Annotated in this window: 14 protein-coding genes; 11 read left to right on the top strand and 3 right to left on the bottom strand. The window is 67.1% G+C overall.

Annotation, left to right across the window (positions count from 1 at the left end):
• The first annotated feature begins 61 nt into the window (after positions 1 to 61).
• The gene (gene rraA, locus Q7514_RS11000) at positions 62 to 550 is read left to right on the top strand and encodes a ribonuclease E activity regulator RraA (protein ID WP_330133284.1); all 489 of its coding nucleotides are present in this window, start codon (positions 62 to 64) and stop codon (positions 548 to 550) included.
• 24 nt (positions 551 to 574) lie between these two features.
• On the opposite strand, the gene Q7514_RS10995 is transcribed toward rraA, so the two are convergent.
• Positions 575 to 796, bottom strand: coding sequence for an RNA-binding S4 domain-containing protein (locus Q7514_RS10995; protein ID WP_330133283.1), 222 nt, complete (start codon positions 794 to 796; stop codon positions 575 to 577).
• A 42-nt stretch (positions 797 to 838) separates the two neighbouring features.
• Here Q7514_RS10995 and Q7514_RS10990 point away from each other — a divergent pair, with 42 nt between their 5' ends.
• The 3 genes from Q7514_RS10990 to Q7514_RS10980 all read left to right on the top strand — a co-directional run bounded on the left by Q7514_RS10990 (position 839) and on the right by Q7514_RS10980 (position 5,118).
• Positions 839 to 2,188: a cryptochrome/photolyase family protein gene (locus Q7514_RS10990; protein ID WP_330133282.1), complete on the top strand. Its 1,350-nt coding sequence runs from the start codon at positions 839 to 841 to the stop codon at positions 2,186 to 2,188.
• 63 nt (positions 2,189 to 2,251) lie between these two features.
• Positions 2,252 to 3,616 (top strand): TIGR01777 family oxidoreductase, encoded by a 1,365-nt coding sequence (locus Q7514_RS10985; RefSeq protein WP_330133281.1) that lies wholly within the window; start codon positions 2,252 to 2,254, stop codon positions 3,614 to 3,616.
• Positions 3,613 to 5,118, top strand: coding sequence for an SDR family oxidoreductase (locus Q7514_RS10980; RefSeq protein WP_330133280.1), 1,506 nt, complete (start codon positions 3,613 to 3,615; stop codon positions 5,116 to 5,118). Before Q7514_RS10985 ends, Q7514_RS10980 begins: the two co-directional genes overlap by 4 nt.
• Positions 5,119 to 5,141: 23 nt before the next feature.
• Here the strand turns inward: Q7514_RS10980 and Q7514_RS10975 are convergent, their stop codons facing one another.
• On the bottom strand, positions 5,142 to 5,723 hold the full coding sequence (locus Q7514_RS10975; protein WP_330133279.1) for a lipocalin family protein: 582 nt from the start codon (positions 5,721 to 5,723) through the stop codon (positions 5,142 to 5,144).
• A gap of 29 nt (positions 5,724 to 5,752) precedes the next feature.
• The gene (locus Q7514_RS10970; RefSeq protein ID WP_330133278.1) at positions 5,753 to 6,415 is read right to left on the bottom strand and encodes a fasciclin domain-containing protein; all 663 of its coding nucleotides are present in this window, start codon (positions 6,413 to 6,415) and stop codon (positions 5,753 to 5,755) included.
• Positions 6,416 to 6,574: 159 nt separating this feature from the next.
• On the opposite strand from Q7514_RS10970, the gene Q7514_RS10965 reads away from it, so the two are divergent.
• The 7 genes from Q7514_RS10965 to Q7514_RS10935 all read left to right on the top strand — a co-directional run bounded on the left by Q7514_RS10965 (position 6,575) and on the right by Q7514_RS10935 (position 12,764).
• Positions 6,575 to 7,207 carry an alpha/beta hydrolase gene (locus tag Q7514_RS10965; RefSeq protein WP_330133277.1) on the top strand — a complete coding sequence of 211 codons (633 nt, stop codon included), beginning with the start codon at positions 6,575 to 6,577 and terminating at the stop codon, positions 7,205 to 7,207.
• Positions 7,197 to 8,510, top strand: a complete 1,314-nt coding sequence (locus Q7514_RS10960) for an NAD(P)/FAD-dependent oxidoreductase (RefSeq protein ID WP_330133276.1) — start codon at positions 7,197 to 7,199, stop codon at positions 8,508 to 8,510. The genes Q7514_RS10965 and Q7514_RS10960 overlap by 11 nt, the downstream gene beginning before the upstream one ends.
• A complete protein-coding gene (locus Q7514_RS10955) occupies positions 8,507 to 9,256 on the top strand; it encodes a DUF1365 domain-containing protein (protein WP_330133275.1) in 750 nt (249 codons plus the stop codon). The genes Q7514_RS10960 and Q7514_RS10955 overlap by 4 nt, the downstream gene beginning before the upstream one ends.
• Entirely contained in the window at positions 9,253 to 10,536 is a 1,284-nt protein-coding gene (locus Q7514_RS10950; RefSeq protein ID WP_330133274.1) for a class I SAM-dependent methyltransferase, read from the top strand. Before Q7514_RS10955 ends, Q7514_RS10950 begins: the two co-directional genes overlap by 4 nt.
• The gene (locus Q7514_RS10945) at positions 10,533 to 11,342 is read left to right on the top strand and encodes a DUF1295 domain-containing protein (RefSeq protein ID WP_330133273.1); all 810 of its coding nucleotides are present in this window, start codon (positions 10,533 to 10,535) and stop codon (positions 11,340 to 11,342) included. Before Q7514_RS10950 ends, Q7514_RS10945 begins: the two co-directional genes overlap by 4 nt.
• Before the next feature lie 113 nt (positions 11,343 to 11,455).
• Positions 11,456 to 12,031 carry a sigma-70 family RNA polymerase sigma factor gene (locus tag Q7514_RS10940; RefSeq protein ID WP_132472799.1) on the top strand — a complete coding sequence of 192 codons (576 nt, stop codon included), beginning with the start codon at positions 11,456 to 11,458 and terminating at the stop codon, positions 12,029 to 12,031.
• Entirely contained in the window at positions 12,021 to 12,764 is a 744-nt protein-coding gene (locus Q7514_RS10935; protein WP_330133272.1) for an anti-sigma factor, read from the top strand. Before Q7514_RS10940 ends, Q7514_RS10935 begins: the two co-directional genes overlap by 11 nt.
• Positions 12,765 to 12,773: the final 9 nt, after the last annotated feature.

The following is a 12,773-nucleotide window of genomic DNA, read 5'->3' as shown; positions in this document are numbered from 1 at the left end:
CGGGTTCGTGGTGGTCGTCACCATCACCGAGCGGCGCACGCGCAGGGATTATTCTCGCCCCATGAGCGAAGCCATCGAATTCACCGCGACCGCCGACCTCGCCGACGAGATCGGCCCGGACATCCGCAGCTGCGACACCCAGTTCATCCAGTTCGGCGGCCGCGCCGAGTTCGCCGGCCCGATCACGACGATCCGCTGCTTCCAGGACAACCTGCTGGTCAAACAGACTCTGTCGGAGCCCGGCAACGGCGGTGTCCTGGTGGTCGATGGCGACGCGAGTATCCACACCGCGCTCGTCGGCGACATCATCGCCGGACGCGGCGTCGACAACGGCTGGGCCGGCGTGATCGTCAACGGCGCCGTCCGCGACTCCGCGATCCTGCGCACCCTCGACATCGGCGTCAAGGCCCTCGGCACCAACCCCCGCAAGAGCACCCAGACCGGGTCGGGTGAGAAGAACGTGCCCGTCGAGATCGGCGGCGTGACCTTCAACCCGGGCGAGATCGTCTACAGCGACCACGACGGCGTGGTCGTCCGCGCCGCGAACTGATTCCGCGCCTCGAACCGACCGAAGTCAGCCCTTCACGACGCGGGCGCTCGTCCCACCGATCTCCACGACGTCACCGGTGTTCAACTGCCGGCCCCGGCGCACCTCGACCTGGCCGTTGACCGAGACGAGGCCGTCGGCGATCACTTCCTTCGCCTCCGCACCCGACTCGATCAGGCTCGCCAGTTTCAGGAACTGGCCGAGCCTGATCGAGTCGTCGCGGATGGGAACGTCGAACGCATCGGTCATGTTCGCCATTGTCGCCCATCTGCCGTCGCGCACACTGGACGGGTGAGTACCCACGTCGTCTGGTTCCGCCGCGATCTACGTCTACAGGATCTGCCCACCCTGTCGAGTGCCGCCGATGCAGATCGTGTGATCGCGCTGTTCGTGCTCGACGACACGCTGGCGACACCCGGACCGCGCTATACGTATCTGCTGCGTTGCCTGCGCGCTCTCGACGACGACCTCGACGGCCGTTTACTGGTTGTCCACGGAAACCCCGTCGACATCGTGCCGGCGGTCGCGCGCGAATTCGAGGCGAGCGCGGTGCATGTCAGCGCAGACCATGCGCCGTACGGGTCGCGACGCGACCATGCGGTCGAGGCAGCTCTCGCCGGCATCCCGCTGGTCCGGACCGGCTCGCCCTACGCGGTGTCGCCGGGGCGCGTCCTCAAGGCCGACGGCACGCCGTACCGCGTCTTCACCCCGTTCCGTCGCGCCTGGATCGAACATGGGTGGCGGTCTCCGGCGAGCACCGACGCGACCATCGTGACCTGGCTCGACCCGGGCGACGCCGATCTGCGCGTGGCCATCCCCGCCGACGATGCCGACGACATCGTGTTGCCACCCGCCGGGGAGAGCGCCGCGCTGCGCCGATGGCGGCAATTCCGCGACGACGGACTCGAGCGATACGACACCGAGCGCGACCGACCCGACCTCGACGGCACGAGCCGCCTGTCCGCCGCGCTGAAGTTCGGATGTCTGCATCCGCGCACTCTGCTCCACGATCTGCGGGACCGCTCCGACTCGGGCGCGACGGTCTTCCGCAGCGAGTTGTGCTGGCGTGACTTCTACGCCGACGTGCTGCACCACCGCCCCGAGACCGCGTATCGCAACTACAACCGCCGGTTCGACGCCATCCGCCACGACACCGGACCCGACGCCGATCGCGCTTTCGCCGCGTGGCAGCAGGGTCGCACTGGATTCCCGATCGTCGACGCCGGCATGCGGCAGCTACTCGCGGAGGGATGGATGCACAACCGGCTACGAATGATCGTCGCATCGTTCCTCACCAAGGACCTGCATCTGCCGTGGTGGTGGGGCGCGCGGCATTTCATGACGCACCTCGTGGACGGCGATCTCGCCTCCAACCAGCACGGATGGCAGTGGACCGCCGGGTGTGGCACCGATGCCTCGCCCTATTTCCGCGTGTTCAACCCCACCTCTCAGGGCGAGAAGTTCGATCCGAAGGGTGACTACGTGCGCCGCTGGGTACCCGAGTTGCGTGACGTCACGGGCAAGAGTGTCCATCGGCTGCCGGACGGCCCCCCGGCCGGATACCCTCTGCCGCTCGTCGACCATGCCCACGAACGGCAGGTGGCCCTGGCACGGTACGGAGAGATCTCCGCCCGCAGCTGATCCATCCGCCGGTCGAACGGCTCCGAATAATGCACAGGCGGAATACGATCCACGGAGGCACCGATGGGAATCGAATACAGCAGCATCGTCGAGGCGTCCCGCGACGAAGTGTTCGACTGGCACACGAGGCGCGGCGCGATCCAACGTCTGCTCCCACCGTGGCAGCCGATGAGTGTCGTATCCGAGGCCGACTCGCTCGAGAACGGTCGTGCCGTCCTCGGTCTTCCCGGGGGCTTGCGCTGGGTCGCGGACCATCAGCCCGACGCCTATTACCCACCTGGCCGCTTCGTCGATGAGCTCAGTCGCGACGGTGTGATGTCGTTGCCGACCGGACTTGTCCGCTCGTGGCGCCACGAGCACCGGTTCGAGAAGGTCGACGACAACCGCACCCGCGTGACCGATCTCGTCGACACTCCGATCCCCGAGCGCTTACTGCTCCAGACGTTCCGGTATCGGCACCGTCAGCTCGCCGACGACCTCGCGAAGCATCGGTGGTCGCACGAGCAGGGGGTACGACCGGTGACTGTCGCGATCTCGGGCGCATCCGGGCTCATCGGCACGGCACTGACCGCATTTCTGAGCACTGGAGGTTACCGCGTGATCCGCCTCGTGCGTCGTCCGGCACAGGGCGACGACGAGCGCCGCTGGGATCCCGAGTCACCCGCCCCCGACCTGTTCGAGGGCGTCGACGCCGTGGTGCATCTGGCCGGCGCGTCGATCGCCGGACGGTTTACCGATTCGCACAAGGCCGCCATACGCGACAGCCGCATCGGGCCGACGCGACGGCTCGCCGAACGCGCGGCCGGTACCGCGAACGGACCCGCCACGTTCGTGTGCGCCTCGGCCATCGGCCTGTACGGCTACAACCGGGGCGACGAACCGCTCGACGAAAATTCTTCGGGTGGAGGGGGTTTCCTCACCGACGTGGTGACCGACTGGGAAGCGGCCACCGCACCTGCCTCGGAAGGCGGATTGCGGGTGGTCAATGTGCGCACGGGGGTGGTGCAGACCCCACGCGGCGGCACCCTGCAATTGATGCGACCTCTGTTCGCCGCTGGACTGGGTGGGCGCCTGGGCAGTGGACGGCAGTGGTTGTCGTGGATCGACATCGACGATCTGCTCGACATCTACCACCGCGCACTCTACGACGCTGCGCTGTCGGGTCCCGTCAACGCCGTCGCGCCCGACCCGGTCCGCAACGAGGAATACACGCGCATTCTCGCGGGCGTACTGCACCGTCCGGCGTTGTTGCCGGTTCCCGGCTTCGGGCCGAAACTACTGCTCGGCGAGCAGGGTGCCCGCGAGCTGGCAACCGCAGACCAGTACGTCATACCGCGGCGCCTGCTCGACGCCGGGCACACGTTCCGCCGGTCCTCCCTGGAGGACTGCCTGCGCCACCAACTGGGACACATTCCCGCAACACGATGACCGAGACCGATGACGCCGACACTACGGCGCGCTCGCGCACTGTCCTCCTGACCGGCGCCACCGGCTACATTGGGGGCCGACTCGCTCCTCGCCTCCTCGCCGCCGGCCACCGTGTACGGGTCCTGGTGCGCAGCCCCGAGAAGCTTCGCGACGTGCCGTGGGCACGTGCCGTCGACGTGGTTCGCGGCGACCTCGGCGATCCCGACTCGGTGGAGAACGCGTGCGGGGATGTCGACGTCATCTACTACCTGGTGCATTCGATGGGCGGCCGCGGCGAGTTCCTCGATGCCGAGCGTCACGCGGCGGAGCATGTCGCGGCCGCCGCCCGAAGAGCCGGCGTCGGAAGAATCGTGTATCTCGGTGGACTGCATCCGAAATCCGCAGAGTTGTCGGCGCACCTTCGATCACGGGCACAGGTGGGGCAGGTTCTGCTGGACTCCGGGGTGCCCACGCTGGTGTTCCAGGCCGGAGTGGTGATCGGTTCGGGTTCGGCTTCGTTCGAGATGATCCGCCATCTGAGCAACCGCCTGCCCGTGATGACCACACCGCGCTGGGTCGACAACCGGATCCAGCCGATAGCGATCCGCGACGTGCTGCACTATCTCGTTGCGGCCGCGGCCGCCCCGCTGCCACACAGTCGCGTCTACGACATCGGTGGGCCCGATGTGCTGCGGTACGGCGAAATGATGCAGGTCTACGCGGAAGTCGCTGGTCTACGCCGGCGCAGGATCCTGGTGCTTCCGGTACTCACCCCGAAGCTGGCCGGGCTGTGGATCGGGTTGGTCACACCGATTCCACCGTCCCTGGGTCGTGCTCTGATCGAATCGCTGGGCAACGACGCGGTGATGAACGACCACGACATCGACGCGGTCATCCCACCTCCGAGCGGTGGGCTCACCGGGTACCGCGACGCCGTCCGGCTGGCCCTCGGACGGATCGAACGCGGCGAGGTCGAAACCACATGGGCGAACGCATCACCCGTGGGAGCCCCCGCCGATCCCCTGCCGTCGGACCCCGATTGGGCCGGGGAGGTCGTCTTCACGGACGAGCGCAGTATCGACTGCGACACCGACGCGACCGCCGTGTGGGAAGTGGTCGAGGGCATCGGCGGCGAGAACGGCTGGTATTCCTTTCCACTGGCGTGGACGATCCGCGGCTGGCTCGATCGCTTCGTCGGCGGGGTGGGCCTGACCCGCGGACGGCGGAATCCACGCACCCTGCACACCGGCGACGCACTCGACTTCTGGAGGGTCGAGCGCATCGACCGCCCGGAGTTGTTGCGGTTGCGTGCGGAGATGCTCGCGCCCGGTGGCGCATGGCTCGAATGGAGGCTCGAATCCCTCGGTACGGATCGCACGCGGTTACACCAGCGCGCGATCTTCTTCCCCAAAGGCCTGGCGGGGCGGGTGTATTGGTACTCGCTGCTTCCGTTCCACGGAATCATATTCGCCGGTATGCTCGAGAACATTGCGGGAACAGCACGGAAAGCCGGTGACGACTGACGCCACCGGCCTGTCCGTTCCGTTCACACCGTGCAGAGCGGCCTGATCTCCTGCATTCCCTCCGTGGTCGGCGAGGTCAGCATCAAGCACGAGTTGTATCCCTGCGCCTCCACGACCGCGCGGATCTCCTGCCAGTCCGCCACGTCCACCACCGGGGAGCGCGACAGCACGAACCCGGAGAGCCGGCTCGGGTCACCGACCAGCGCCCACGAGTAGTCGTCGGCGAGGTGCGCGACGATGTAGTTGCTCGGTCCGTCGAGTGAATCCTGTGACGGCACATCGGGAAACGACACGTGCAGTGCCGCGGTGTCGTTGACCCGCGCGTTGCCCACGATACCGCGGCGTTCACCGGTGACGGTGGTGCACGAATTCTCCACGCGGATGTTCTGCTCGTCGATCAGCGTGTAGTTCGCGGTGGTGTCGCGCACGCAATCGAGGTTGAACGGCGCAGGATTGGCCGCCAGCTGATACCACTGGCCCAGGTAGCGGCTCACATCGAGTTGCGGAACGGGACGCAGCGGCGCCGCCTGCGCGGGTGCTGCAACCAACGTCGAGCCCGCTGCGGCGAGGAGCGCCGCAGCGAGACCGATGATTGTTTTCCTCATGGGGTCTCCCTTCTGCTTCCGAGGCAGTACTACTGCGGCATCAGCACGCCGTCGATCAGGTAGACCGTCGCGTTCGCTGTCTCGATGCCACCACAGATCACGTTGGCGTCGTTGACCGTCCACTCGTCGCCAGCGCCTGCGACCTCGACGCTACCGCCCTGAACGGTGGTCTGCTCGCCGGCGATGTCCGCGGGCGCGACCTGTCCGGGGACCACGTGGTAGGTGAGGACATCGGTCAGCAGCGCCGAATCGGTCTTCAACGTCTCGATGGTCGCGGGGTCGACCGCCGCGAAGGCGTCGTCCACCGGCGCGAACACGGTGAACTCGCCGCCGTTGAGCGTGTCGACGAGATTCACCTCCGGGTTGAGCTGCCCGGAGACCGCCGCGGTGAGCGTAGTGAGCATCGGGTTGTTCGATGCTGCAGTGGTCACGTTCTCCTGCGCCATCCCTTCGACCGAACCGGGGCCCGTCGGCACCTGTTCTGCGTAGGCGGCGCATCCGGGACCGACGAGGCCTGCGGGCATCGCCGCGCCCGACTCGGTCGTCTCCATCGGTGCGGTGGTTTCGGTCATGGTGCTGGTCGTATCCATCGTGGTGTCGGAGCTGTCGTCCGACGTGCAGGCGGAGATGCTCAGTACCGCCGCAGCGCCGATACCGAGAAGCGCCAAGCTTTTACGTGTCCGATTCGCCATCGTCTCGTTCCCTTCGGTACGCGCGGTCCTCGAACCGCGTCGATGAGGTGTGTCGGAGAGTCATTCGCCGCTGCGGGGCAGGGGGATGGGTGCGATCGGAAGGATTATTTTTCGATGCCGGTGACCCATCCGGAATCGCGCCCGTACCGAAGCCCGAGCATGGATTCCACTTCACCTCGGGGACGCGCGCACGTCCTCGTACTGCCCGGTGGCAAGCCCTCGAGTCATGCGGGGACACGGCCGTGGCATCTGACGAGCGTGCGGATGGCTCTACTGACCGAGGCGTTACGTTCGAGGCTGACGGGTCACGGCATCACGGTGGGTCAGGTGCGGTACGGCGTACGTGGTTGGAACGGTGACCGGATGAGCCCGGTGCACGACGCTTTGCGTGCACTCGACGCGACACTCGATCGCCGGCCCGACACCCGCATCGGCCTCGTGGGGCATTCGATGGGCGGGCGGGTCGCGGCACATCTCGCCGCGCAGAACGGTGTCGAAGCAGTGGTCGCGCTGGCCCCCTGGTGGCCCGACAACGACGCCGAACTCGTCCCTGCGGGACGTCGGCTCCTGGTGGCGCACGGAACCGGAGACCGCTGGACGGATCCCGCGTCGGCCGAATCCCAGACCGCGGCGGCCCTGCTGCGCGGAGTCGACGCAACATGGTGTCCGCTGCCCGGCGCGGGACATTTCATGCTGACCCGGCCCGGCTGGTGGCATTCCGTCACCGCCGACTTCCTCATCGATGCCTTGACACCCGAGACCAGCTCTACCGGAGGAAACCATGACGCGTGAACCGTCCCGTTCCATCGCCGTGGTCGGCAGCGGAGTCGCCGGGCTCAGCGCCGCCCACGTGTTGTCCCGGCGCGACCGTGTGACCCTGTTCGAGGCGGACTCACGCCTCGGTGGCCATGCCCACACCCACCACCTCACGCTCGAGGACGGGCAGGAAGTCTCGGTCGACACGGGCTTCATCGTGCACAACGACCGAACCTATCCCACACTGTTACGCCTGTTCGACGAGCTCGGTGTCGCCACTCAGGAGAGTGACATGTCGATGTCGATCCGCTCCGACGCCACCGGTCTCGAATATGCGGGGGCGAAGGGTCTTCCGGGGCTCTTTCCCACGTGGCGGTCGTGCACGAAGCCGAGTTACCTCCGGATGCTGGGTGAGATACTGCGTTTCCACCGTGCCGCGCTGGCCTTGCTCGAAACCGGCGACGACGGGAAGGACGAGCCGCTCGACGCTTTTCTTGCACGGAACCGCTTCTCCCCGTTCTTCATCGATCATTTCATGACACCACTCGTCGCAGCGGTGTGGTCGTGCGACCCTGCGCTGGCCACCCGCTATCCCGCTCGCTACCTCTTCCGGTTCCTCGACCATCACGGCATGCTCACCGTCTTCGGTTCCCCTACGTGGCGGACAGTGACCGGCGGATCCGGCACCTACGTCGATGCTCTCGCGAGCAGGCTCGGCGAGGTCCTCGTGGATACACCGGTACGCAGCGTGGAACGGACCGACGACGGTGTGTGCGTGGTCGACGGCGACGGAGATGTGCGCTGGTTCGACGCGGCCGTAATCGCCGTGCATCCGTCTGCGGCCCTCGCCATGCTCGCCCGCCCGACTCCGCAAGAGAGCCGGATACTCAGCGCATTACCGTATTCGATGAATCATGCACAGTTGCACACCGACACGTCGCTGCTGCCCCGCAACAAGCGCGCCCGCGCGTCGTGGAACTATCTGGCGCCTGCCGACACGGGGCCCGAGGGCGTGATCGTCACCTACGACATGACCAGATTGATGCGGCTCACCACGGTCACGGATCGGCGATTCCTCGTCACCCTGGGCGGCGCGCATCTCGTCGACCCACGCAAGGTGATCTCGGAGATGACGTACGAACACCCGCTGTACACGCCCGAATCGACGGCAGCACAGGCATGTCTGCCTGAGATCGGCGACAGCAGAATCGCATTCGCCGGGGCGTACCACGGATGGGGATTCCACGAAGACGGCGCTCGGTCCGGCGTGGAGGCCGCTCGGCGGCTCGGCGTCGAGTGGGATGTGCCTTCTCGGATCGATGCGGAGGTGTCCCCGTGACCACGGCGTGGATCTACCGCACCAGAATCGGACACGTTCGGCGCGCACCGATCCGGCACGCATTCGAATACCGAAGCTACAGCTGGTACATCGACCTCGACGACCTTCCGGTGCTGCCGTGGTGGTTGCGTCCGTTCGCCGGTTTCGACCCGGCCGATCACTTCGACGACACACGCTCGGATGCAACGCTCCGAGAGCGGATCGACGCGTATCTCGCGGGCGAGGGTGTCGACCTGCGCGGGGGACGTATCACCGCGCTGCTGAACGCGCGGGTACTCGGTCACGTCTTCGATCCGCTGACGCTGTTCTGGTGTCACGACCCCGACGGAGCACTCGTGTGCGTCGTCGCCGAGGTGCACAACACTTACGGGGGGCGGCACTGTTATCTGCTGAGGCCGGATGCCTCGGGGTACGCGGAGGCCGACAAGGTCTTCTACGTCTCCCCGTTCAATGAGGTTGCCGGCCGGTACACCCTGCGGGTCGCGGAGCCAGGCCCCTTTATCGATGTCGAGGTAGCCCTGCATCGCGAGGGACAACCGCCGTTCACCGCCACGATGCGCGGGTCCGGCCGGCCCGCCACCATCGGCGCCGTCGTGCGTGCACAGATCACGCATCCGTTCGCGTCCCAGATGATTTCGGCTCGAATCCGGAGGCAGGGCGTCGAACTGTGGTGGCGCAGGCTGCCACTCGTCCCGCGCCCGGATCCGGCCCATTCCCCAAGCGTTCCTCAGGAGATTTCCCGATGAGCACACCCGAACTCGAGTTGCCCACCCAACGCGTGAGCGTCGACCCGCACAGATGGCCCGACGTGGCCCAGGTCCCCGCAGGACCGCGAGCCCGCGTCGCCGCGGTGGTCGCCGACCGGCTGTTCCGGCGCGCAGCCGCACGCCTCGGCGTGCGGGTGGAGTACCCGGACGGGACCGTACTCGGCGTCGGCCCACCCGACCGGATCCTGCCCCGCATGATCATTCGCCGGCCCACCGACTTCGCCCGGAGGCTGGGCACCGGCGGGCTCATCGGTTTCGGTGAGTCCTACATGGCGGGTGATTGGACCGCATCGGACCCGGTCGCGGTGCTCACCCCGTTCGCCGCCGAGATGGGGTCGCTGATCCCGCGGCCACTGCAGCGCCTGCGACGGTTCGTCGTCGCGCCACAGCCGGCAGAGGAACGGAACACCGAGCAGAACACCCGCTCCAACATTTCCCGCCATTACGATTTGTCGAACGCGTTGTTCAACACGTTCCTGGACCGATCGATGACCTATTCGAGCGCACTGTTCGACGAACTCCCCGCCCACTGGGATGCGCTGGCGACAGCTCAGGAGCGTAAGATCGATCGCCTGCTCGACGCCGCGAACGTAGGCCCGGGAACGCGCTTGCTCGAAATCGGCACCGGCTGGGGAGAACTGTGCGTACGCGCCGCGCAGCGCGGTGCCATCGTGCGTTCGGTGACGCTCTCGGAAGAGCAGCGCACCTTGGCGCGCGACCGTGTCGCGGCGGCCGGGCTGTCCGACCGGGTGCAGATCGCTCTCCTCGACTACCGCGCGGTGGACGGAGAATACGACGCGATCGTGTCGGTGGAGATGATCGAGGCGGTCGGATACGACTACTGGCCCACGTACTTCCGGACACTCGACCGGCTGTTGCGGCCCGGTGGCCTCGTCGCGCTGCAGGCCATCACGATGCCGCACGACCGGATGACGGAAACCCGCGACACCTACACGTGGATCCACAAGTACGTGTTCCCCGGCGGGATGCTGCCGTCGACCGAATCGATCGACGTGACCACCCGCGCGCTGACGTCGCTGCGCACCGTCGACCGACTGCAGTTCGGCGAGCACTACGCGGAAACCCTGCGGCTGTGGCGCGAACGTTTCGTCGCGCACGCAGACCAGGTCGCCGAAATCGGCTTCGACGCCACGTTCCGGCGCATGTGGGAGTTCTACCTGGCCTATTCGGAGGCAGGGTTCCGGTCGGGATACCTCGACGTCCAGCAAATCGTGTTCCGGAAGGAGAACCAGCGATGAGCACCTGGTCGGAGTTCTTCCTCATCACCGCGACCGCCCTGGTCCTGCTCGCGGTGATCCAGGCAATCACCTTCGCCGTCGGGCACCGGATCGGGCGCTACAACGTCGTGGACGTCTCGTGGGGTCTCGGCTTCGTGGCGGTGGCCGCGGCCGCAGCAGTGCTCGGCAGCGGTGACGCCTCGCGTCGGTTCCTCCTGCTCGCACTGGTGACGGTGTGGGGACTGCGGCTGACGTGGCACATGTACCGCAAATCCCTGGGCAAAGGTGAGGACCCCCGCTACACGGAGATGCTCGAGCGTGCCGGTGGCAACGCTGTCGGCACCGTCGTCCGGAAGATCTTCGTCACCCAGGGCGCGGCGCAATGGTTCGTGTCGTTGCCGATCCAGGTCTCGGCGGTGCTCGGGCCCACCCGCGGCGTCGGCACGGTGGTGCTCTGGGTCGGTGTCGCCGCGTGGGTCATCGGCCTCTCGTTCGAGGCGATCGGCGACCTGCAGCTGCGGCGGTTCAAATCGGACCCGGCGAATCGTGGCCGGGTCATGGACCGCGGGCTGTGGGCATGGACGCGACATCCCAACTACTTCGGCGACGCCACCGTGTGGTGGGGAGTATGGCTGATCGCGGCGAGTGTGTGGCCAGGAGTGGTCACGGTGGCTTCCCCCGCGATCATGACGTACTTCCTGGTCTACGCGACAGGTGCGCGGCTGCTCGAGCAGTCGATGTCGGAGCGACCCGGGTATCCCGAGTACCAGCAGCGCACGTCGTACTTCGTTCCGCGGCCACCACGGTCGCGCGACCCCGGGAGATGATGGGCGTGCTCGATCCGCCGCCAGGACTCGAGGCCGGCCTGCAGACCGGCAGGCGCAGGTTGAGCGGCGCGAATCGTCCGGCTAGTGTTTCGTCCGATGAGCGGACACGGACCATGACCGGTGTCGGCGGCGGAACCGACACGCTCGAGGCGTTGCTCGTTCGGGTCGCCGCCGAGGATTCGGCTGCCTTCGCAGAGTTCTACGATCTGACGCGATCGAGGGCGTACGGCATGGTGTTGCGGGTACTCCGCGACCCCGGCTACAGCGAGGAAACGCTGCAGGAGGTCTACCTGCAGGTATGGCGTACGGCGCCGGGGTTCGATCGCACGCAGGGGTCTGCACTCGCGTGGCTGATCACGCTGGCGCATCGCCGGGCCGTCGACCGGGTGCGCGCCGAGCAGTCCGGCGCCGAACGGGAGTCCCGCTACGGCGCCCTGACCACGCCCACCGAGTTCGACAGTGTCAGCGACGAAGCGCTCCGCCGCGACGACACACGACAGGTGATCGAGTGTCTGGGCACGCTGACCGAACTACAGCGCCAGTCCGTCGAGCTCGCCTATTACGGCGGCCTCACCTATCGGGAAGTGTCGGAACGACTGTCCGCGACGCTGCCGACCATCAAATCCAGGATCAGGGACGGCCTGCTCCGCCTGAAGAACTGTCTGGGGGTGAACAGCGATGACGAGTAGCACACGGTCCGGCTTCGGCGACGAAGACAACCTGCTCGATCTCGCCGCTGTGTACGCCTTGGATGCGGTGTCCGACGACGAACGTCGCGCGATCGAAGCCCGCCTGGCGGAGACCGACTCCGACGTCGCCGCGGCATTCCTGCGAGAGGTCCGCGAGATCCGCGAATCCATGGCGACGGTGTCGGACGCGACTGCCGTCGACCCACCTGCGCACGTGCGGCAACGTCTCCTCGACGCAATCGCGACACCCGACCCGCATGCGGACGACGCCCCGATCTCCCTGGCGGCACGCCGGAACCGACGACGCAACTTCCTGCTCGCCGCCGCGGCCGCAGTAGTGATCGCGATCGGCGGCATCGGTGTCGCCACGCAGTTCCGAGAACAATCGCCTCCCACCTCCGCCCAGGTCCTCGCAGCCGACGACGTGCGCACCACCTCGGGTTCCATCGAGGGTGGCGGCACCGCGACGGTCGTGTATTCGAAGGACGTCGATGCCGGCGTGCTGGTGATGAACAACGTCGCGCCGCCGACCGACGGCACCGTATACCAGATGTGGCTGATCGGACCCGACGGCGCGACCGCCGCAGGCACCATGGCGCCGGATGATGTCGCACCGTCGACCACGGCTGTTCTCGAAGGTATCTCGGATGCTACGGCGCTGGGCTTCAGCGTCGAGCCGACCGGCGGGTCAGCCCAGCCGACGGACATTTTCGCGCAGTTGCCGCTGGGTTGATAGCACGAT

This window comes from Rhodococcus artemisiae, from assembly GCF_036327795.1.
Classification (GTDB): domain Bacteria; phylum Actinomycetota; class Actinomycetes; order Mycobacteriales; family Mycobacteriaceae; genus Rhodococcus; species Rhodococcus artemisiae.
This window is presented reverse-complemented; position numbering and strand designations above follow the sequence as displayed.